Source organism: Sulfurimonas autotrophica DSM 16294, assembly GCF_000147355.1.
In the GTDB taxonomy this organism is placed as follows: domain Bacteria; phylum Campylobacterota; class Campylobacteria; order Campylobacterales; family Sulfurimonadaceae; genus Sulfurimonas; species Sulfurimonas autotrophica.
In genome coordinates this window covers 380594-402661 of the sequence record NC_014506.1, presented here as the reverse complement: position 1 = coordinate 402661, position 22068 = coordinate 380594, and the positions used below count along the sequence as shown (strand labels likewise).

Genomic DNA, 22068 nt, shown 5'->3' with positions numbered 1-22068 from the left:
AAAAGCTTCCTACTCTAAAAGATAAGAAAACTTTCTCACCCACTCTTTAAAGACCTCTGAGCCTTCCATTGTAATGCCTGCGCGCTGTAGATCCTGTGCAATCATAACGGCAAATTCTCCTTTGAGTTCGAGCGTGTAACACAGTAGATTTTCCAGACGCTGCGAACTAGGGTTTTGCAGGTAATGACTCACAATGCCTGAACTCAGAGCATATAAAACATCTACCTCTTCACCGTAAGTAAAATCTTCTCCATTGAGTATCGTCTCAATATCAGGCAGTCTGTCCATAACTTTTAAAAAACTCAAAAATGAAACAGCCGCGTCACGCCCTACGGCACCGCTTATAGTATCTAGCAGCAATGCCTGCGCAAGAGAACTTTTTAAAATATTACCGACATATTCCCAGCTTCTCGGTGTTGCAAAACTTTTGCTCTCGTTTTTTGCATCAAAAGTAAAAAGATGCTCGTTTTTGTAGCTGATATAGGCAATAATTCTGCTGTCAAGCCCGTATTTATACGCCCATTCCCGCCAATCATCCACGCTCACTTCAAGCTCAAAATGCACAAAGCGGTTTGCCAGCGGTGCGGGCATTCTGTATGTCACACCTCTATCGCCCTCACGGTTTCCGGCTGCTACAATTGCCCAGCCATCAGGCAGTTCATACTCACCTACACGCCTGTCAAGTATAAGCTGATATGCCGAAGACTGTACGGCTGGTGCTGCGGAGTTAAGTTCATCTAAGAACAATATGCCTCTGCCTTCACGCGGCAAAAATGCCGGTGGCGCCCAGAGTGCGGTATGTGATTCTTTATCATAAAAAGGAATGCCTTTTAAATCCGTCGGGTCCATCAACGCCAAACGCAAATCGATGAAATCCAAATCATTTTCCTGTGCAATCTGCTTGACGATAGATGACTTTCCAATCCCCGGTGCTCCCCACAAAAACGTAGGCACTTTTTGCAGCACAAGTGCCTGTAGTGCCTGACTTAATTCTCCTGCTCTCATACTAACCATCCTATATTTTGACTCTGTATATATTTTCCAAAGGCTTCATTTGTTTTTACCGCACGCTCAAAACGGCTGTCAAGCTGCAGCTGATACAAAATATCAACCGGTGTGTTCTCATTTTTTGCCAGATTATAAAGAATTTTCTCGTCTTGACTCTGTGCAAGCTCTTGTAAAATACTTTGAGGTGTTGCACTGTTTGCACTCAATGCTTCATTGTACCCACCTTCTTTATACGCATTTTGTAAAATATCTACAGGTGTTGCACGGTTTATATATAATGCTTTTTTTATTTCCTCACTCTTTACATGTAACAAGAGTTTGCATATACTTACATGTAAACCTCTATTTTGCGCTAAAGCAAGATGCACTTGTTCTTCATTTAAACTAAAAAGTTCTTGCTGCATGACCTCACTAAGTGTTTCATTCGCTGCCAAAAAAGTTTTATATGCGCTTAAAAACCCAAACAACTCATCGTCAAGTTTGGTGTTTTGCGCCACGACGGCTGCCAAATCTTCATATTTTATCAGTTCGTGTATTATGCTTTTATCTAAATTAGCATTATAAGCCATTGCCTCTTTTACCGAGTCATCACCTTTTTTTAAAAATATTTTATGCACACTTCTCGGTGTTTTTTCATGCATCGCAAGTGCTTTCATGATTTTTGGATGTTGTAGAGCAGGTGTAAGCTGTGCTATTGCCTCTAAAAGCTGCTCATTGTCAGTTTGTGCTATAAGATGATAAATGCCCGTTGTAGCATACTGCACATTATGGTTTCTCTCTATATTTTCATAAAATCTGCCGATAAGCGCGGCGGAGACATCGCGGTTGTCATCATTTTCAAAAAAATCTTCGCCCTCAAATGAGTACATTTTTAAAAGTTTGAAAAAAAGAGTATCGTCAATACAGCTGTTTTGTATAAAACTTTTAAGTCGCATCTTGTCATTTGAGAGTTTCAGACTCATAAGCAGTGTATCATTATCTATCTCTTGTGCTAAAAGCTTTTCGAAAACATCTATATTTATAAATTCATATCTTTTTTCCTCATAAAATGCATCACTCATATTTTGCTCATAAGGACTCATCATACGTCCCTCTACAATGAAACGTACATCATCACCCGTCTCTTGCGCTATTGAGATGTTATGAAACTTTAGCTGTGAGAAAAACTCATCTTCGCTAAATGCCCTGCTCTTTCCAAGCAGTAATATAGTTGTATTTTTTAAATCCTGTAAATTCATATGCAAATTATACACAGATTTTCACTTTTTAATATTTAGTGTTATAATCAACAAAAGATGTTTAAGGAATAACAAATGAAGTTATATGCTCCATGGGAAAAGGCTTTTGAAAAAATTTCTACTCCGTTAGAAAATTTTATTCATGCACAGACTACCACAGGTCTTATCCTGTTTTTTACGACTATTATTGCGCTTATACTGGCAAATTCTCCATTTGCAGAAACCTATCAACATATATTTCATATTCCTATAGCTATTAGCATAGGTTCATGGCAGCTTTCACAATCACTGAGCCACTGGATAAATGACGGACTGATGACCTTCTTTTTCTTTTTAGTCGGCCTTGAAATAAAAAGAGAAATTCTCATCGGCGAGCTCTCAAATATTAAAGTCGCCATTTTACCTATTTTAGCAGCTATCGGCGGTATGATTTTTCCCGCACTTATCTATATGAGCATCAATGCAGACTCCCCGGGTGCAAATGGCTGGGGTATTCCTATGGCGACAGACATCGCTTTTGCCATCAGTGCTTTAGTCATTTTGGGGCACCGTGTCTCGCCTGCTCTTGTCACCTTTCTTATAGCCCTCGCCATTGTTGATGACCTGGGTGCTGTTGTGGTCATCGCAATTTTTTATACCGAGCAGATTCATCTGCTGCCTCTCTTTTTAGCAGGTGTTTCATTTCTTATTATGGTCAGCTTTAACCGCTTCGGTATTCATATGATACTGCCTTATCTTATTATCGGAACTTTTATGTGGCTTTTTATGCTTGAATCAGGTATTCATGCCACTATTGCAGGTGTTATAGCCGCTTTTGCAATCCCCTCTAAACCAAATTATACACCTGTTGATTTTACCGCACATACAAAAAATCTGCTAGAAGAATATGACAACTATCCTGTTGCCACCGACCATACAATGCACGAAAAACAAAAAGCGATTTTACAAAACATAAAAGACAAAATTAATGCGGTCAGCTCTCCAGCTGCAAGGCTTGAACATACACTGCATCTCCCCATAGGTCTGATTGTCATTCCTCTTTTTGCGCTCGCAAATGCCGGTGTCAGTTTAAATTTCACAGCACTCAGTGACAGTCTTGCTGAGCCGGTCTCTTTAGGAATTATTTTAGGGCTTTTAGCAGGGAAAATTATTGGCATTTTCGGGGTTTCGTATTTGAGTATTAAACTCAGCATCGCAACACTCCCGCAAAACAGTACAATGAGTCAGCTTTTTGGTGTGGCAGCCCTTGGAGGTATTGGTTTTACTATGAGTATTTTTGTCGCCGAGCTTGCTTTTGCCCATAGTGAAGAACTGCTTATTCACGCCAAAGTCGGTATTTTACTCGCTTCTATGTTTGCAGGATTTATAGGTTTTATCTGGTTGCGATTTATTGCAAAACCTCCGACAAAATCAGGCACTTCTTTGTAGAGCAGAGGACTGTCCAAGTCTACATATTTTATAACATCTCTGTATGCAAAACAAAGCGCATATGCAGCGCAAATCGAAACAGGACCTTCAAGCATCGAGCCGAGCATACACCCTATATTTTTCTCTCGTGCAAACTCTAAAATCTCTTTTGCCCTGCTGAGTCCGCCGCACTTCATCAGCTTAATATTTATCATGTCCGCACAGCCATTTTCATAAACTTTTTTTACATCTTCAAGTGTAAATACGGCTTCATCTGCAAGTATGGGAATTTCTGTTGAGTGACTTATAATTTTAAGACTCTCCAAATCATCCGCAATTACAGGCTGCTCAATCAAGCTTACATGTAATCCCTTAACTGCCTCAATATAATATAATGACGTCTCAAGATTCCATGCCTGGTTAGCATCTATAAGCAGTTGTGAGTGTGGAAGTTTTTTGGCTATTGCCTTTGTGACATCTACCGCATGATTTATGTCACTGCCAAGCTTGACTTTCAAAATATCAAAACCGTTATTATAGGCTGTTTGTGCATCTTGTAGCATTGTATCGGCATCATTAAGACTGATAGTAACATCCGTTTTTACGCAAGAGAAATCTTTTGCCCCAAAATATTGCAGCAAAGTCTCTCCTTTTTGCTCTACCATAAGAGCAACAATCGCCATATCAAGAGCAGCTTTTGCGCTTGAACCCATTGCCTTTACATGTAAAGACTCCAAAGCTTCCAAAAGCGGCAACCCGAGTAGTTTTTCTTTTATAGATTCGATAGAAGATATAATACTCTCTAAATCTTCGCCCGTAATCGCTTTGGTAGCAGGTGCTTCTCCATAAGCAGTTGCTCCGTTGTTGCATGTAAGCTTGACCCGTACAAACTCGACATTCTCCACCCGCCGCAAAGCAGTTGCAAAAGGAGTACGAAGCGGTATTTTTTCTATGTTTGTTTGTATATTTTTTATTTTCAATAATTGTACTCAGATTTAAATTTTAGTATCAATGATAATGACTATTTAATTAAAAATTGATTAAGCTTTTTTTTATCACTTCAAATTGGAAGATAATATGCTACACCGATTAATAAAATAATTACACCAAGCCAAATTATAGGAATAAGCCTGTATTTCATCTCAACAGCTCTTAGACCCATAAAATAATCACTTACCAACATTCCTTTTATAAAGGTAGTTAACAACAATACAGCAACTAAAGAAGTACTAATTAATTTAAGGTAACCTAGTAAATAAGCAAAAATTGTCAGTGCAACTAAAATGATCCATACATATTCCAAAGTTCTTTTACGATTTATCATTTTGCAGCCCTTATCTTATTATATACACAAGCGGAAAAAGTACAATCCACAATAAATCAACCATATGCCAATAAGAGGCACCCGATTCAAATCCACCCGTGTCATCTGGTGTATAGCCTGAAATTTTTGTCCTTTGACGGATGTTAAAAAGGATAACGGTTCCCAAAACAACATGCATAAAATGAAACATAGTAAGCAATAGATAAAACATAAAAAACTTGTTTGTACTCAGCGTTATACCTTCCCCAAAAATATGTGCAAACTCCGCACCTTTTATAAATACAAAAGCAGCACCACAGGCGATAGCAAGCAGAAGCCATACAGAGGCTTTCTTGTTTGACTCCTCTACATTCTCTTGCGTCATCGTCTGCATAAAATGCACACCCTTTGCAACAAAATAACTGCTTGTAATAAGAATAAAGGTATTAATAAATCCCGATGTTTGGTTGAGCATCAACTGCGATGTGTTAAACATCTCAATATTTTCTCTTCTTGAAAAGGCATAGCCAATGAAAAAAAGACCGAATGTTAAAAGTTCAACGTAAATAATAATCCAAATGCCAAAATCTCCGGGAGGATATTTTTCTTTAAGGCGCATAGTTTTAGACATCACTACTCTTTGCAAAATGAAGTGTTATAAGCTTTTGCAGCACTTCAAGAACATCTTCCTCATCACTTAAAGATTCTACAATAGAGTGCATACATGCCTGATAAGGATCAAACCCTTTTGTGATGAGTTTTCCTGCATAAATAAGCAGTCTCGTTGATACTGCTTCTTGAATGTCGGTATCGTCCAAGCTTCTAATTTCACTTGCAATATCTACAAGTTTTTGTGCCGTCTGTGCATTAACGCCACTCTCTTTTATCAGTACTTCTTTTTCAATCTCCGGTTTAGGATAGTTAAAGCTCAAAGAGATAAAACGCTGTTTTGTACTTGGTTTCATCCCTTTAAGAACATTTTGATATCCGGGATTATAAGAGACGACAAGCATAAAATCAGGATGCGCTTCTATTACCTCTCCTGTTCTGTCTATTGGCAATACTCTACGATAATCAGCAAGAGAATGTAGTACAACAGTAGTATCTTTTCTAGCCTCGATAATCTCATCAATATAACAAATCCCACCGTTTCGTACAGCTTTTGTAAGCGGACCATCCTGCCAATAAGTACCCTTTTCACTTATAAGATGGCGACCGACCAAATCTGCCGCACTCAAATCATCATGACATACGACGGTATAAACATCACGACCAAGTTGCTCGCCCATAGACTCAATAAATCGTGTCTTTCCACATCCTGTCGGCCCTTTGATTAAAACAGGCAGATTCATCTGCGCGGCAGCACTAAAGAGTTCCACCTCATTTGATTGGGGTAAGTAGTAAGTTTGTGACATAATTATTCCTTATTTCGTTAAATTTATATAGACTTCTGTCAGTACTTTTGGCAATTTTTGTCCATCACGTACAATGGCATAACCATTTTGACCAAAAAGATAATTCAAATACTCTTTAGCATCTAAATCAATCGTAATACAAAAAGGAGTAATTCCTTTTTTCTTTATCTCCTGGAGTGCTTTTTTTGTATCTTCAATACCATAACGCCCGTCATATCTGTCTTCATCATTTGGCTTACCGTCACTTATGATGAGCAGCAGTTTATTTGCACTTTGCTGTTTATCTAAAATCTTTGCACTTTCACGAATGGCAGCTCCCATTCGGGTATAGTATTGTGGTTTTATACTCTCTATTCTTCCCCGTATCAACGCATCATACTTGTCTTTAAAGTTTTTTATGATGTTAAAATAGACCTTTTTGTTTTGCAGTGAAGAAAAAGTATAAATTGCAAATTTATCCTCGAGTTTTTCCAAGGCCTCACTAAAGACCATCAATGAGTCTTTGATAACATCAATAATACGCAGCTCCTGAGTTATGCCACCTTCTGTTGAGAGTGAGATGTCAGCTAAAAGCAATGTGGACATATCCCGTGTTTTTTTCTCATATGTAGTGTAGAAGTTTTGATGATGCATTGACTTGTTTTGATGCGACATATACTCTATCCAGCTATCCATATTGAGCTCATCACCATAAGGCAAACGGTCGTTTTTAATGCGGTCAAGTTGTAAAAGGTCAAGTTCACCCTGAATTTTTTTTACAGTTTTTTTCAGTCGCCTAGGCAGTTCTATGGGAATAACATTGAGTGTCACCTGCGGTAAAATACGAGCATATTTTAGCAAATAATCTTGTCTTTTATAATCCCACTCATCTACAAAATGACCTTTGCCTAACGGATAAGTTACTGTATTGTCAGGTAAAAGTTCCAAGTCCATTTTAATACGCGCTGAGAGATTTGCCTGTTTTTGTCCGACTGTTATCTCATCTAAATCTTCAGCATGATAAAGCGCATCTTCATCAAAGCTGTCATCTTCACATCTGTCTACATTTACCTGTTCAAAGATGCTCATCAAAGATTCAGGTAAAAAAGCCAAAAAGCCGTCTGTTTCATGTTTATCGTCAATCTGATTCGCCTGCTTTTTCATATGCAGTTCTTCAGACTTATCTTTGTCTTCTTCTCTTGTTAGTTCTTCATCCCCGCTGTCAACATTGTTCGCATAACTCAGTGTAATCGAGGGCGGATATATCCACAAAGGATTTGGATAATCATCTATTAAATCTTGATTTGATTGTTCATCTAAAGATTTAAGAAATGATAATTGTTCATATTTATCCATTAAATACTGACTTGCACTCTTGTAAAAAACGTCAAATCCACTGTATCTTTTTGTGAGGTAGTACATAGCCTGTTGATTTTTCTCTATAAAACTATTGTTTGTAACATTCTCTATTTGTGCTGCCATAGCTATAAGCCAATAGTAAAGCATTTCATTCTCTTGCTTTGTAGAAAAGTATGCAAATGATGCAGGCAGATAAACAGATTCTTCATCCTGCCATGTTAAAAAAAACTCTTTACCCAGAAACGATATCTTTTCTAAGAGTGTTCTAGAAGTTTCGACATATCTTTTGTCGGTGATTTGCAGTTCTTTTGCTTTTTCACCACCCATAAGGCGGTGAAAAATATGTAAAGGCTTAGAAATATCTTCAAAATAGACTCTTTTGTCTTCATGAAATTTATGGACTTTTTTGTTGAGATATTTATCCCATACTTTGCCCATACTCTCTTCAAATTCCAGCCAATAATGAAGCATTTTCATCTGCTTATACTTTTGCAGGTTCTACTGCAGGTTCTTTTACAAAAAAACTGTAAAAGTACGTCAGTAAGCCTGTAAAAACAAGAAAACCAAAAGCAAGTCGAACCATATAAATCCCTGCAATAGATTCTTGAGAATCCATAAATCCTATTAAGTTTGTTCCAACTCTTTGATCAAAAATTTGAACAAGACCGGCAATACTCAGTGCAAGCGTAAGACCGACCATACCTATATTCATCATCCAAAATGACGCTAATTCTACTTTTTGTGCTTTTGCACAGTTTCCATAAGGACGACCTCTTAAAATCGGCATAGCATAAGAAATCACTGTAAAAACAATCATGACATACGCACCATAAAATGAAAGGTGACCATGTGCTGCAGTTAACTGCGTACCATGTGTGTACATATTAACAGGTGCTAAAGTGTGAAAAAATCCCCAAACACCGGCGCCTAAAAATGCCATTACGGCAGTACCTTTTGCCCATGTAAGTGCCATTTTATTTTTATGCTCTATCTTTCTTTCTCTTGCCATAGTAAATGCAAAAAGAATCATGAGTAAAAATGGTAAAGGCTCAACGGCTGATGAAATAGATCCTATCCACAACCAATATTCAGGAGCACCCATATAGAAAAAGTGATGTCCCGTTCCAAGGATTCCAGATACCATTGTCATAGCGATGATAAGATATAGCCATTTGTCAATATGCTCTCTGTCAACACCTGTCACTTTAATAAGGACAAAGGCTAAGATTGCACCAAGAATCAATTCCCATGTTGCTTCAACCCATAAGTGAACCGTAAACCACCAGAAAAACTTGTCTTGAATTAAATTATCCGGAACATAAAATGCAAACAGAAAAAAGACTGCAAGACCTAAAAGACCGGTAAGCAAAACTGTCGTAATAACTGTTCTTCTTCCTTTAAGTATAGTCATAGCCGTATTTAAAATATATGATAAAACGACTATAACAATACCTACTTTTGTCGGTAAGGGCTGTTCTAAAAACTCTCGACCCATAGTTGGTAGAAGGTTGTTAAATGTCCACTCTGTTAATGTAGCATAAGGCACAAAGAGATACCCTAAAATCGTAGCAACACCCGCTGCTGCAAAAATCCAAAATGTAATAATAGCCAGTTTTGGGCTCCAAAGCTCACTCTCGGTCTCTTCAGGAATAAGGTAATAAGTAGCACCCATAAAACCAAACAACAAAGTTACAATAAGTAAGTTTGTATGTACCATTCTTAAAACATTAAACGGTATAAGCGGAAATAAAAAATCTCCCCAAACATACTGAATACCCATTAAAATACCAAAAAGAATTTCTCCGGCTAAAAGCGTCAATGCAAAAATAAAATACGGTTTTGCGACCGCTTGTGAAGTGTATTTCATATCTTTTTCCTATCCTTCTATGGTCGGTGGCCACTCATTGGCATTTACTTTAGATGTCCATATAAGGAAATCAGCTAAATTGTTCACCTCTTTGTCGGTTAAATGAAATTGAGGCATTTTTCTTCTGTTTGGCGTATCCAGAGGTTGTGCAGCCATCCAGCCCTGCATATATGCTTTAAATGCGCCTTCATCACCGCCGCCTCTTCTTTGAAATACATTCATAAGCTCCGGTGCATAGTATGCTCCTTCTCCTATAAGTGTATGACAACCAACACAGTCATTCGCTTCCCAAAGTTTTTTTCCGGCAACAACACTCGCAGTCATATTTTGCTGATTTGATCGTTTAGGAATTTGGTGTACAGTATCAAAAGAGAGTGCAATAAATATCATAAGTGCGAAAGTACCGCCACCGTAATAGATATTTTTTGCCATACTTTTCGTTATACGCTCAGTCATAAATCATCCTTTTTTAATTTCTACTTATGAGTAGTAATTGGAATATTAGCAGAAAAATTTTAATTCTACCTTTAAGTAGTAATTGTTTTTGCCTATTATGCTATAATTTACAAAATCAAGACAAAAGGAATCAAATGCAGCTGAGTAAAAGTGCACAATATGCCATAAGAATTTTAGCTTATATGGCTGATCATAAAGATTCAAAACTTTTGAATGCAACTGAACTTTCAGAAACTCTTTTAATACCTTATAAATTTTTAACTAAAATAATGACTGAAGTAGTAAAATCCGGTTTGGTTGTGTCCATAAGAGGAAGGGATGGCGGTTATTCATTTGCAAAGCCGCCTTCTGAAATTATGGTGAGTGAAATTTTAGATATTTTTCATGATTCTATTAAAGATGAACAGTGTGTTTTGGGCATTGGTTTTTGTAATGGTATGTGCAAATGTGCTCTTCATGATCAATGGATGGAGCCAAAACATTTAATGCAAAAAATGTTTCAAGAATCTACACTAGAAGAAATTGCCGGACGCGGTTGTAAAATATAATAAAACACTCCCAACCAAAAGCCCGCCGAACGTTCCTATTAAATACCCCATGATTGCCATAAGTACGCCTATGCTTACGAGTGCTTTGTTATAAGTTGCTGCTAAAATCGGGGCTGAGGCTACACCGCCTATGTTTGCTAAAGAGGCGACTGAGATGCTAAAGAGGTCTAGTTTGAATATTTTTGCACCCGCGAGCATTATCAATGCGTGAATAAGTAAAATAACGAAACCTGCTAAAACATACATACCAAGACCGTTGAAGTTTTCTATGACTGCACGGGAGCCTATGAGGGCTATTAAGATGTAGAGCATGGTTGTTGCCACTTCACTTGAGCCGTTGATAAAACGCAATTTTGTAAAAGAGCCGATTACGCCTAAGAGTGTAGAAAAGAGCACAATGCTTGTCGTGGTGTTGAGTATGACAAGCTTTGAAGCAACTAGTTGACTCAGCAGTGAAGCGCCAAGAGCAAGCACTATTAAAAGCCAGTATCTTTTAGCACCCATAGAACAGGCACAGCCGATTTTGTCTAAGTATGCCAACTTCTCTTCACTTTTTGTAAATCTGTTAAAAAATTTGGCAAAAGGCACTAAAAAGAGCAGCAGCATTACCCAAAGCGTATAGTTGACACTGTCCACGACAAGTGCATATGCAAAAGCATCTTCGCTTACATGTAGAGCACTCCCGACGGCTATCATGTTTGCCGTGCCGCCCATCCAGCTGCCTGCAAGTGCTCCAAAAGCGGCGGCAGTTTCTTTGTTAAAATCAAATATATAGGCAACGATAATAAAGGAAAATGCAATGGAGAGAGCAGCTAAAGAGTACGCAATCAAAAGTGATTTTCCAAGCTTAAAAAAGTGTTTGAAATCTACTTCTAAAAGCATTAAAAAAAGCATTGCCGGGAGTAAATTTGTTTTTGTGAGTTTATAAATTGTTGTTATTTCTTTGTTTTGCTCAAACACACCCAGAGAAGCAAGCAGCATTGCAAGTGCATAAATGAGCACCACAACAGGCACATAACTGAAAAATTTCCATTTTGTTTTGATTTGTAAAAAGCTCACAGCCGCTACAAGCAGGGCAAGCGTAAAAAGATATACAAGAGGAGAGTCAATCAAAGCTTTAACCTACTTTTTTATAAGTGTAGCATATAATGTCCTAAAAAATAAGAAGTGAAATTATTATGGCAAAACAATATGTGATTTTAGATACGGAGACAACGGGCACAAATGAAGAAGACAGAGTCATCCAGCTTGGATACATGGTCTTGGGAGCAAAAGAGATAGAGGTTCACAATGAGTTTTGTTCAACTGATGTAGCGATTAAGTTCGGTGCTATGGAAGTCCACGGTATTACACCTGATTTGCTTGAAGGCAAACCACCTTGTGTGGAAACGGTGGCATATAAAAGACTTTTAGAGCTGAACACGTCGGAGAATTATCTCATTATTCATAATGCACCTTTTGATATTACTATGCTTGAAAAAGAGGGTTTTAAAACACAGATGAAAGTTATAGATACCCTTAGAGTTGCAAAACATGTTATGCCGGATGAAGAGGCTCACAGACTTCAATATTTTCGCTATAAAATGGAACTTTATAAAGATGAAGAAAAAGAGGCGAAAGCGCTCGGTATCGTTGTAAAAGCCCATGATGCCATTGGTGACGTACTTGTATTAAAACTCTTTCTCTCAAAACTAAAAGACATCGTCCAAGCACAGTTTCCAAATGAAAACCCGGTTGAAAAGATGGTCGATTTAACCAATACACCAATTTTGGTCAAAACATTCAGATTTGGAAAGCACAAAGGAAAAAGTCTTGAAGAAGTGGCCCGCGAAGATGCCGGTTATTTGAGATGGATGCTTAAAAATATGGAAAATATTGATGAAGATTTGCGTTATTCCATCAACTATTATTTAGAGTCGTAAATCCGAAAACTATAAACAAAACAAGTGCGACAGCTCCGCTTATAAGAGCATAAGGAAGCTGTGTTTTAACATGTTCTACAACTTCACAGTCACTTGCGAGTGATGATATGATGGTCGTGTCAGAAATGGGTGAACAGTGGTCTCCAAAAACACCGCCGCTGATGACGGCTCCTATAGCCAAAGCTACATCTGTATCCATGCCTACAGCCATCGGTACGGCAATAGGTATCATAATACTAAAAGTACCCCAGGATGTTCCTGTAGAAAATGAAATAATACTACTGAGTAAAAATATCACACCGCTTAAAAGAAACACACTGAGGTTGTCACTTGCAAGCGAAGCCAAATACTGCCCTGTTTTTAAATCAACGGTCACTTCCCCTATTGCAAAAGCAAAAAGCAGTATCATAGCAATCGGAAAAAGTTTTTTTGCTCCGATGTAGGCACTTTTTGTGTAGGTTTTTGCGGACATGTTTTTTGTGCCTATGTAATAAATAAACATCACCATCAGCGTGGCAAGCATAGTATAAAAGATAGAACTAGAACCACTTCCCTTTAACATATCGCCCTTGCCTGTTATATACAAAAACATAAATACAAATGTAATCATCAAAAATATTGGAATTATCATATATGCCATACTGACTTTAGAGTTTACATGTAAAGAAGCTTTGTCTAAAGAGGGTTTTGCATTCTTCATCGGACCTATATTTATGTTAAACCACACAGCTAAAAAAGTGACGATTAAAGCACTCACAGCATAAAAGTTATAAGCAACACTGTGCAGTAAAATATTGACATTATCGCCTGATATTATTCCTGTTTGCACCTGTGTTGCAATAAGTCCGAGCAGCAGTGCACCCCATCCGTTAAGAACAATTAAAGAACTGATAGGAGCCGAGGTGGAGTCACACACAAAGGCCAGTTTTGCATGCGGAACTTTCTCTTTATCGCAAAGCGGTCTACCGACGGCTCCAGCGATAAGAGAGGTTATAGAAGATTCAATAAAAATAATGACACCTATAAAATAACTCACCAGTAAAGCCGAACGAGGAGAATTTACCAGTGCAGTTTCTTGTGTCATAAAAGAGACAAAACCGCTGATACCTCCGCTTTTTTGCATCAGTTCCATCACACTGCCTACCAAGACTGCAAAGGCTAAGGTTTTAAGTATCCAGGCTTCACTCAAAAGAGAAAAAAACAGTTCAAATGTGGAGTTCACCGCTGCAATTACAGAAAAGTCATGTAGGAAAAAAAGCCCTAAAAATATTCCGCCAAATAAAGAGAGCATAATATTTTTAGTATAAAGTGCCAAGGCAATGGCCAAGAGAGATGGAAAAACTGAAAGGAATGAAAGTTCTATAATAAAACCTTAAAATTCCATAGCCAAGAGCATAACGCCCGCTCTACCAAAAATTTCTCTATAAGCTTCACATTCTTTTTTATCTACAATTTCAAATCCGAGTTTTTTGTAAAAGAGTTCTGCTTCTAATGAACCTATTTCTATAATTGTCTGCACAATTCTATAGCCTTTGAGTCTGGCACTAAGCAGACTTTTTTGCATTAATGCCTTGAGTACACCAACATCTATAAAGCCCTCCAACTCTTCCATAAAATCAAACATCAGTCTGCTTTTGTTAGTGTCGAAACTACAATTATATACAACTTCCAAAGGCTTATTTATCTCATCGCCGCAGCCTATCTCTTTTAAGGCTTGTACAAATGCCTCTTTTGTTGCAATTCTAGGTTCATAGCTGCATAATGTTCCGACATTTTTTCCATCCATTTGCGCTATTAAAAAATTTTTATAATGACAATGGCTTTTTGCCTCTGTCTGTGTAAGCTTTTCTAATTTTTCTAAGACTATTTTATCATCATCTGTCCCAAACAGTACATCAAACAAGCCATCTTTTTTCCCTGCTCTTGAACTTTGTAAAATCATTTGTGCTAAAAAAGAAGCGTCACCAGCTGTGGCTTGTTTTATTGTAATACTCATTGTTTTATCCAAAATTTAATTTTATAGACTTCTTGCAAGAAGTCTATTACTATTGACATCATTTAATAGTAATAGTACCATACTTTATGATAAAAAGTTTCTTAATTATGACAAGTTTTTCAATTTTATTGTTTTCATCCCAGCAAATAGTTCTGGTTGTTGCTGATGATATGAATAGTTCACAGGCAAAACTGGAGTGCTATGAAGCTTCACAAAAAGCTTTTGAAACCATGCATGTTAATTTGGGGAAAAATGGCTTAGGCTGGGGTGTAGAGAGTGAACAGTTTACTAAAAATCCTGATGATGCTTTAAAATATGAAGGTGATAAAAAAGCACCTGCCGGTATTTTCAGACTCTCGAATATCTTTGGTTATGCACAAAAAAGTAATTATAATGTCCCTTATCTTTATACAGCAAAAAACTTAATATGTATCGATGATACACATTCAAATTTCTATAATCAGATAATAATGGCTCATGGAGACGAAAAAAGTTTTGAATATATGAAACGTGATGATGCACAATATAAGCTGGGAATAGTCGTTGATTATAATAAAAAAGCGCTCAAAGACAGAGGTTCTTGTATATTTATGCACATTGAGCGCGCACCGAATTCTACAACTGTCGGATGTACTTCAATGAGTGAAAAAAATATACAAAAAATTGCTAATTGGCTGGATAAACGTAAAAATCCAATCTTAATACAAATTCCCAAAAAATCTGCTAAAGAAGTGCTAAAACTCTATCCGCAGCTGAAAAATTCCGAGCTGCTCAAATAAAGAAGAGTTATTCCTCTTCTTTTGACATTTTATCTTTAGCGTCAATACCCATTAATGAAAGTCCGGTTTTTATACTCAGTGCAACCATTAGCATTAGTTTTAAGAGTTTTGCTTCATCTTCAGTACCGATCATGCGCACATCATAATAAAATTTATGCAGTGAAGCAGCAAGAGATTTCAGATAATCCGTCAATTTCTGTACTTGACGCGTATTAAAGGCATCTTCAATCACTTCAGGCAGTAAAAGTGCATCAAACAGAAGCGTATCCGCATTTTCACCAAGATTTTTCAAACTTGCATTTGCAATATCTTCTTTTGTGAGAGTCGCTTTAGAGAGCAGTGTTTGAATACGCGCATGTGCATACTGAATATAAAAAATAGGGTTTGAACTGTCCTGCTTTTTAAACTCAGCCAAATCAAATTCCAGTGCAGTATCGCTCTTTTTAGATGCAAAGATAAAACGCAGGGCATCCGCACCGATTTCTTCGACAATATCACTCATAAGTATTACATTGCCGGCACGCTTGCTCATTTTATACGGCTCGCCGTCTTTTAAAAGACTTACCATTTGAGACAGCAGAACTTCAAGTTTATTTGAGTCATAACCTAAATATTCAATTGCCGCTTTTACACGTGGTATATAGCCGTGATGATCCGCACCCCAGATATTGATGTAATGATCATAGCCACGTTCAAATTTTTGATTATGGTACACAATATCACCGGCAAGGTATGTCGGACGGCCGTCTTCACGGACAACAACTCTGTCTTTTTCATCGCCTTTGGCTTCAGATGCTATCCAGATTTTCCCATCTTTTTCATAGATACCCGAGCCCATTTTTTTCATAACTCTGTCCCAGTCATCATATAATGTTGACTCATAAACAAAAGTATCAAAAAAGATGTTCAAATCACCTAAATCTTTAGCAATGATTTTCATCACTTCATCTTTAGCCCAAAGAGCAAGCTCACGCTGACGAGATTCATCATAAAAAATTTCACTGCCGAATTTTTCCATCACATCACGTGCAAGAGCATCAAGATACTCTCCACGGTAATAACTCTCAGGGTACTCCACAGTTTCATCTAAAAGATTATCTCTTGCATGCAGCTGAATAGAAAGTCCAAGCAAATCAATCTGATTTCCGGCATCATTAACATAATACTCAGCTGTAATGTCATAACCCAGATGTTTTGCCATACGATAGAGCGTGTCACCATAGACTGCACCACGTGCATGTCCTATATGTAAAGGTCCAGTCGGATTCGCGCTTACGAATTCTAAAAGTATTTTTTGATTTTTTTCTTGTGTCGCAAATTCTGAAGGATTTTTAAGAGCCCATGAAGCATACTCGGCTAAAAAATCTTCACTTAAACGAAAATTCAAATACCCTTTTACTGCTTCCACTTTGGAAAACACATCACTAGATTCAAAAGATGAAGCCAGTTCATCCGCAATAACCATAGGAGATTTTCGCAACTCTTTTGCTAAAGAAAATGCTATAGGAGTAGCAAAGTGACCAAAAGAACGATCACGAGGCTTTTCTAGAACAACTTCGCGACCTATTTTTTCGCGTAATAACGCCGATACTCGTTGTTTCAATGTTTACGCTTGTGTTGTAGATTTTGGAGTTTCATCAGATGAAGCTACTTCATCACTTTTCTCAACTTTTTTAGGTGTTTCAACTTCAACTTCATCAACATCTTTCATTTCTGCTTTGAAGTTTTTGATTCCTTTACCAAGACCTTTTGCTAAATCAGGTATTTTTTTTGCTCCAAATAATAAAACGATAATTCCAAAAATTATCAGTAATTCTGTTCCACTAGGCATTCCCATATTTTTTCCTTGTTATAAATTAAGTTGTGAAGTATAACTCACATTTGCTGTAAATTCTCTTATCACTATATATTATGTTTTGAAGTTTTACAAATCTTCCCATTTTTGCACAAACTCATTTATCTCTTCATTTGATTTTTTGAATCTCGCAACTTTTGCAATAATACGCAATTTATCGGCTGCTTCATCTAAATCATCATTCACAAGCAAGTATTCATACTCAGATACCCTCTGAATTTCACGTCTAGCCATTTTTACTCTACGTTCTATCACTTCCTCGGCATCTGTATGACGATTTACAAGTCTCTTTTTGAGTTCACTGAGTGTCGGCGGTGTTATAAACACAGAGGTAGTGATATCTCCAAGCCGACTGTTAATAGCACTGTTTCCCTGTACATCAATGTCAAATATCACCAGTTTTCCTTTTGAAAGAGCTTTTTTGACAGGCTTAAGTGAAGTCCCATAATAGTTTCCATGCACAATGGCATACTCTAAAAACTGATCTTCTTCTATCTCTTTTTTGAATTCTTCTTCATCTACAAAATAATAATCAACACCATCTACCTCGCCCTCTCTAATTGGGCGTGTTGTTGTAGATATAGAAAAATAACATTCTCCTAAATCATTCATTACTTTATGAATTAAAGAACTTTTTCCTGCACCGCTTGGACCTGAAAGGACTAAAACTGCCCCGTGTATAGCACTCATCAGTTGTCACCCAATGTAATATTTATACTGATTTTCATCCCTTTCATTGATGCGGCCACATCTTTGTCACTGAGTGCTTCAAGGAGTTTTTTCAGAGCTTCTACACCACTGTTTTGTCCTTCATCCTCTTCTTCACTCATTATAGTATCTTCAATTTCTGCTACTGCCGCTGTATCTACTTCTTCCACTTCTTCTAATTCTTCTCCAAGTGCTACTTTTAAATCTTTACTTGTCAGGTCTGCTAACGGGTCTATTTCATTCGTTGCTATTTGCAAAAGAGTATCTTCATCCAATTCACTCTCTAAATCTTCTTGACTTAAATTTTCAACAGCACTTTGGATTTCACTCTCCAAATTTATATCTTCAGCCTCAACAACTTCTTCCGGCTCTTCTTCTGCTTCTTCATTTTCAATTATATCTTCAAGTTCTGCTACTGCTGGAGTATCGACATCTTCAGGTTCTTCTTCAACTTCTTCTTCAGGCTCTTGCACACTTTCTTCTTCAGGTTCTTCTATATCTTCTTCAAGATTAAACTCATCAACCATATCATGAGAAATATCTATATCTGCTTCATCTTCCAAATCAAGTGCCATATCTACCGCCAAATCACCCTCTTTCTCGCTTAACTCCTCTGTCACAACATCATCTATCTCATCTTCGAGTTCTGCTACCGTTGCTGTATCTAACTCTTCAAGTTCTTCATCTTCCAAAGTCTCAACTTCATCTTCTAAATCAAAACTATCTTCCTCTGCAATATCTACATCTGCTTCATCTTCCAAATCAAGTGCCATATCATAATCTGCTAAAAGGTCATCATCTTCGAGTTCCAAATCTTCTTCTGCTTCTTCAGGTACCTCGGCAAGCCCCTCTTCTTCATCGAGTTCTAAACTCTCAATATCATTTTCTACTTCTTCATCAAAAGAGAGTTCTTCTTCATTTTCATCAAGTAAATCTTTTACTTTTTGCGCCTCTTCATCATCCAAGACACTTTCCCCTAAACTCTCTTCGTCATCCAAGGATAATTCATCACTTAATTCTTCTAAATCGCTTGATTGGATCTCTTCTACTTGAGTTTCTTCAACAGGCATCTCTTTATCTACTTCACTGGCCACTTCTTTTTCAAACATCATAAATAGTTCTACCAAATCAGTTGGTAAAAAAGGTTTTTTTAATATAATAGATGAAAAAGATTCTACTTCCTCTGCATCCTTGGCACATATAAAAAGTGATTTTTTGTATTTTACTTTCTCTTGCTCTTGCAATTCACTCAACAATTCATCACTGTAAACGCTGTCATCAACAATTAATAAATCATAATTTTGAGATTCAATTCCTTCAATCGTTGATGTTATATCTACTTCATCGGATGTCTTTTGTGCACTTAGAGTAACTAATTTATTTACTACGGGATTATCATTTAAAAGCAGTATTTTCACGCATGTTCCTTTGGATGATTTCTTGAGCGTATTTCAAAAATCTCTATTAACACTATTGTATCAAAAAAAAACTAAAAAAGCATTTCTAAAGAGTTAAATGCTTCTTGAATCTGTCCTTTTAGTATCAGCATAATTGCTGTAAAAGTTGCTATAAGCACAACAAAAGCCACCATGATTTTAATAGGAAAACCAATAACCAAAAGGTTAAATTGCGGCATTGTTTTCATAAGCATTCCAAAAATTACATCGGCGAGCCATGAAAGTGCAATAATAGGAAATGCAATTATAAAACCTACCAAAAACATATTTGATGTAGCGTGCATAATGTAATGAAACAAATCTTTACTCATGACAAAACCGCCTAAAGGCACTGTTTTTAAAGAATGGTCAATAAAGAGCAGCATCCAATGATGCAGATTGAGAGAGAGTAAAATCATTAAACCCATCAAAGAGAGAAACTGAGAAATAATAGGCATCGAAACACCTGATTGGGGGTCGATAGCACTTGCCATTGAAAACCCCATCATAAATGATATTTGGCCACCGGCAAAAGTGATGACATTATATGCAAGTTGCAAAACAACGCCCACAGATAAGCCAAGCAAAAGTTCACCCAATACAGCGACTAAAATAGTTGGCACATCAATACTAATATGTAATGCGGGCATTGAAGAGTAAAATACTACCGCAAAGAAAAAAGCCATGGATGCTTTGATATTCATCGGTATATTTTGATGATTAAAAATCGGCACGGCAATAAATAACCCGGCAAAACGAAAAAAAAGTAAAAGAAAACCTACTACATTTGTTTCGTTAAATATTTCTATCCAGCCCACCAGTTCACCTTCTACTTAATTAGTTTTAACTCTTTGTCTTCAAGTTTATAAACACGTTTGCACATGTGTGCCAAATCATTATCATGCGTTACTAGTATCATACCGGCGTCATTATCTTCGCAATATTGAAAAAAAAGTTTCATTACTTCTGCTGCTGTTTGATTATCAAGATTTCCCGTCGGTTCATCTGCAAATATAATTGAGGGTTTTTTTGTAAGCACTCTGGCAATAGAGACACGCTGCTGCTGTCCGCCTGAGAGTTCAGTTACTTTTTGGTGCATACACTGCTTGATTTCTAAATTTTTGATTAATATATCATCTATGTTTTTTCGTGAAAGAATTTCTGCAACTTCAAGGTTTTCATAGGCACTAAACCCCTTAAAAAGATAATGAGATTGAAAAACAATACCAAGTTTGTTGCGTTTTATAAGAGTGAGCTCTTTTTTATTCATTGATGCAATATCTTTACCAAAAAGCTCAATACTGCCTTTCTCTGGCGTTAAAAGAGTAGACAATAGATGTAAAAGCGTAGACTTGCCACTTCCACTCATACCAATAATAGCAATACTCTCATTTGTATCCAAAGACAAAGATACATCAGAAAAAAGTTCATATTCAAATGAGTGTGATAAATTTTTAGCGGATAATAGATTCATACGGCAATTATATTCTACTCTTGCTTATTATAATATTTTAAACTTTAAATATTTTGTCGCATCCCTTTTTTGAGTGCCTGTCCAATTTTATAAAATAGACTTTTTCAATAATTTTTTTCATTATAAATGCTAAATATCCGCTGATATGTACATTAAAAACTTTTCCCACAGCATATCTACGTCCCAAAGCAATTAAAATGCCTCGTGAACGTATATTGTGTTCTTTTAGTTCTTGATTTTTACCAATACGCATAATATTCTCACTGCACAACTCGCCCATCTGTTCAGCTACATCAGCCGTAGGTGCGATGAACTCGCCTTTATTATATAACGTTGCACAATCACCTATGGCAAAAACTTCTTTTTTCCCATCTGCCTGCAGACACTCATTTATATTTAAAAAGCCTCTTTCATTCTTTGCTAAATCAAGTTTATATATTAACCCGTTAGGCTCTATTCCTCCGGCAAAAATCATAAAATCCATGGATATAATTTCTCCGCTGCTGAGTGTAACACTCTCTTTTGTCAAAGAGATTACCCTCGCTTGTGATTTTATAACTACTTCTAAATCAAACAGTCTTTTTTGAGATTTTTCTACCAAAAAACTGTCCAATCCTTTGAGTATCTGTTTTGATGAACTGACAAGTATAATATTTAATTTTCTACATAAAAAATTATTTTCACAATAAAATTCTTTTGCAAAAGATGCCATCTGTGCAGCTATTTCAACACCACTGAGTCCTGCACCGGCTACAACAATACTTAAAGGCTTACATGTAATACCGCTCTCTTGTACTTTTTTAAAGAGTGACATTTCAAACTTTTGCTTAAAATACATTGCACGATGCAGCGCTTTTACCCCATGGGCATACTCTTTAAGTCCATTTATACTTTTTACAAATTTTGTCCTTGCACCGACAGCTATAATAAGGTAATCATAAGAAAATCGCTGTACGGCAGTAATGATTTTTTTATTTTCAAAATCGATATCGTCGACTTCTTGTTTATAAAAACTGACATTCCCGTCAAATCCGCTGCAATAGGTAAACAAATCTACGCTCACTTTTGCAAAATCTTTTTCATTTGCGATAAGTTCATACACATCCGTCTGCATAAAATGGTAGGCATTTTTATCTAAAAGTGTTATCTGATTATTTTGATGTTTGGCAAGATTTTCTACTGCTTTTAGTCCGCCGTAACCGCCGCCGACAACAATGATTTTATTATGAGTATGTGTATTCATGCAATAATTATAGCATTAAAAAAAGTTATTTTATAAAAAGGATTTTAAAATAGAAGAGGGGAAGAATGAGTTAAG

At 36.8% G+C, this 22068-nt stretch carries 23 protein-coding genes; 4 read left to right on the top strand and 19 right to left on the bottom strand.

Annotation, left to right across the window (positions count from 1 at the left end; genetic code table 11):
* Positions 1 to 9: 9 nt before the first annotated feature.
* Together SAUT_RS02130 and SAUT_RS02125 are read right to left on the bottom strand one after the other, a co-directional pair.
* Positions 10 to 1005 (bottom strand): AAA family ATPase, encoded by a 996-nt coding sequence (locus tag SAUT_RS02130; protein WP_013326228.1) that lies wholly within the window; start codon positions 1003 to 1005, stop codon positions 10 to 12.
* Positions 1002 to 2246, bottom strand: coding sequence for a hypothetical protein (locus SAUT_RS02125; RefSeq protein ID WP_013326227.1), 1245 nt, complete (start codon positions 2244 to 2246; stop codon positions 1002 to 1004). Before SAUT_RS02125 ends, SAUT_RS02130 begins: the two co-directional genes overlap by 4 nt.
* 75 nt (positions 2247 to 2321) lie before the next feature.
* Between SAUT_RS02125 and nhaA the strand changes: the two genes are divergently transcribed.
* A complete protein-coding gene (gene nhaA / locus SAUT_RS02120) occupies positions 2322 to 3674 on the top strand; it encodes a Na+/H+ antiporter NhaA (protein WP_013326226.1) in 1353 nt (450 codons plus the stop codon).
* Here the strand turns inward: nhaA and SAUT_RS02115 are convergent.
* From SAUT_RS02115 to SAUT_RS02085, 7 genes are all read right to left on the bottom strand, one after another.
* Positions 3566 to 4633 carry a dipeptide epimerase gene (locus tag SAUT_RS02115; protein WP_013326225.1) on the bottom strand — a complete coding sequence of 356 codons (1068 nt, stop codon included), beginning with the start codon at positions 4631 to 4633 and terminating at the stop codon, positions 3566 to 3568. The two genes, nhaA and SAUT_RS02115, sit on opposite strands and share 109 nt — an antisense overlap.
* Positions 4634 to 4713: 80 nt before the next feature.
* Positions 4714 to 4977 (bottom strand): cytochrome C oxidase subunit IV family protein, encoded by a 264-nt coding sequence (locus tag SAUT_RS02110; protein ID WP_013326224.1) that lies wholly within the window; start codon positions 4975 to 4977, stop codon positions 4714 to 4716.
* 10 nt (positions 4978 to 4987) lie between these two features.
* Positions 4988 to 5587, bottom strand: a complete 600-nt coding sequence (locus SAUT_RS02105) for a cytochrome c oxidase subunit 3 family protein (RefSeq protein WP_013326223.1) — start codon at positions 5585 to 5587, stop codon at positions 4988 to 4990.
* Entirely contained in the window at positions 5580 to 6371 is a 792-nt protein-coding gene (locus SAUT_RS02100; protein WP_013326222.1) for a CbbQ/NirQ/NorQ/GpvN family protein, read from the bottom strand. Before SAUT_RS02100 ends, SAUT_RS02105 begins: the two co-directional genes overlap by 8 nt.
* Positions 6372 to 6380: 9 nt before the next feature.
* Positions 6381 to 8186, bottom strand: a complete 1806-nt coding sequence (locus SAUT_RS02095; protein ID WP_245534116.1) for a nitric oxide reductase activation protein NorD — start codon at positions 8184 to 8186, stop codon at positions 6381 to 6383.
* Between the two features lie 4 nt (positions 8187 to 8190).
* Positions 8191 to 9576, bottom strand: coding sequence for a cbb3-type cytochrome c oxidase subunit I (locus SAUT_RS02090; RefSeq protein ID WP_013326220.1), 1386 nt, complete (start codon positions 9574 to 9576; stop codon positions 8191 to 8193).
* Between the two features lie 9 nt (positions 9577 to 9585).
* Positions 9586 to 10032 carry a c-type cytochrome gene (locus tag SAUT_RS02085; RefSeq protein WP_013326219.1) on the bottom strand — a complete coding sequence of 149 codons (447 nt, stop codon included), beginning with the start codon at positions 10030 to 10032 and terminating at the stop codon, positions 9586 to 9588.
* 134 nt (positions 10033 to 10166) lie between these two features.
* Between SAUT_RS02085 and SAUT_RS02080 the strand changes: the two genes are divergently transcribed.
* Positions 10167 to 10580: an RrF2 family transcriptional regulator gene (locus SAUT_RS02080; protein ID WP_013326218.1), complete on the top strand. Its 414-nt coding sequence runs from the start codon at positions 10167 to 10169 to the stop codon at positions 10578 to 10580.
* Here the strand turns inward: SAUT_RS02080 and SAUT_RS02075 are convergent.
* On the bottom strand, positions 10545 to 11693 hold the full coding sequence (locus SAUT_RS02075; protein ID WP_013326217.1) for a DUF819 family protein: 1149 nt from the start codon (positions 11691 to 11693) through the stop codon (positions 10545 to 10547). The genes SAUT_RS02080 and SAUT_RS02075 overlap by 36 nt on opposite strands.
* A gap of 65 nt (positions 11694 to 11758) precedes the next feature.
* Here SAUT_RS02075 and SAUT_RS02070 point away from each other — a divergent pair, with 65 nt between their 5' ends.
* Entirely contained in the window at positions 11759 to 12502 is a 744-nt protein-coding gene (locus tag SAUT_RS02070) for an exonuclease domain-containing protein (protein WP_013326216.1), read from the top strand.
* Here the strand turns inward: SAUT_RS02070 and SAUT_RS02065 are convergent.
* Together SAUT_RS02065 and SAUT_RS02060 are read right to left on the bottom strand one after the other, a co-directional pair.
* A complete protein-coding gene (locus tag SAUT_RS02065; RefSeq protein WP_245534115.1) occupies positions 12480 to 13817 on the bottom strand; it encodes a Na+/H+ antiporter NhaC family protein in 1338 nt (445 codons plus the stop codon). The two genes, SAUT_RS02070 and SAUT_RS02065, sit on opposite strands and share 23 nt — an antisense overlap.
* A 57-nt stretch (positions 13818 to 13874) precedes the next feature.
* Positions 13875 to 14498, bottom strand: coding sequence for an N-acetyltransferase (locus SAUT_RS02060; RefSeq protein WP_013326214.1), 624 nt, complete (start codon positions 14496 to 14498; stop codon positions 13875 to 13877).
* Between the two features lie 107 nt (positions 14499 to 14605).
* On the opposite strand from SAUT_RS02060, the gene SAUT_RS02055 reads away from it, so the two are divergent.
* Positions 14606 to 15277, top strand: coding sequence for a L,D-transpeptidase family protein (locus SAUT_RS02055; protein ID WP_245534114.1), 672 nt, complete (start codon positions 14606 to 14608; stop codon positions 15275 to 15277).
* Positions 15278 to 15284: 7 nt separating this feature from the next.
* On the opposite strand, the gene argS is transcribed toward SAUT_RS02055, so the two are convergent.
* From argS to SAUT_RS02020, 7 genes are all read right to left on the bottom strand, one after another.
* Positions 15285 to 16880: an arginine--tRNA ligase gene (gene argS, locus SAUT_RS02050; RefSeq protein ID WP_013326212.1), complete on the bottom strand. Its 1596-nt coding sequence runs from the start codon at positions 16878 to 16880 to the stop codon at positions 15285 to 15287.
* Between the two features lie 3 nt (positions 16881 to 16883).
* Positions 16884 to 17114 (bottom strand): Sec-independent protein translocase subunit TatA/TatB, encoded by a 231-nt coding sequence (locus SAUT_RS02045; protein ID WP_013326211.1) that lies wholly within the window; start codon positions 17112 to 17114, stop codon positions 16884 to 16886.
* A gap of 87 nt (positions 17115 to 17201) precedes the next feature.
* Positions 17202 to 17822 (bottom strand): guanylate kinase, encoded by a 621-nt coding sequence (gene gmk, locus SAUT_RS02040; RefSeq protein WP_013326210.1) that lies wholly within the window; start codon positions 17820 to 17822, stop codon positions 17202 to 17204.
* Entirely contained in the window at positions 17822 to 19258 is a 1437-nt protein-coding gene (locus tag SAUT_RS02035; protein ID WP_013326209.1) for a hypothetical protein, read from the bottom strand. Before SAUT_RS02035 ends, gmk begins: the two co-directional genes overlap by 1 nt.
* 71 nt (positions 19259 to 19329) lie before the next feature.
* A complete protein-coding gene (fliR, locus tag SAUT_RS02030; RefSeq protein WP_013326208.1) occupies positions 19330 to 20094 on the bottom strand; it encodes a flagellar biosynthetic protein FliR in 765 nt (254 codons plus the stop codon).
* Positions 20095 to 20105: 11 nt separating this feature from the next.
* Positions 20106 to 20750: an ABC transporter ATP-binding protein gene (locus tag SAUT_RS02025; protein WP_013326207.1), complete on the bottom strand. Its 645-nt coding sequence runs from the start codon at positions 20748 to 20750 to the stop codon at positions 20106 to 20108.
* Positions 20751 to 20787: 37 nt separating this feature from the next.
* The gene (locus tag SAUT_RS02020; RefSeq protein ID WP_013326206.1) at positions 20788 to 21993 is read right to left on the bottom strand and encodes an NAD(P)/FAD-dependent oxidoreductase; all 1206 of its coding nucleotides are present in this window, start codon (positions 21991 to 21993) and stop codon (positions 20788 to 20790) included.
* Positions 21994 to 22068 lie beyond the last annotated feature (75 nt).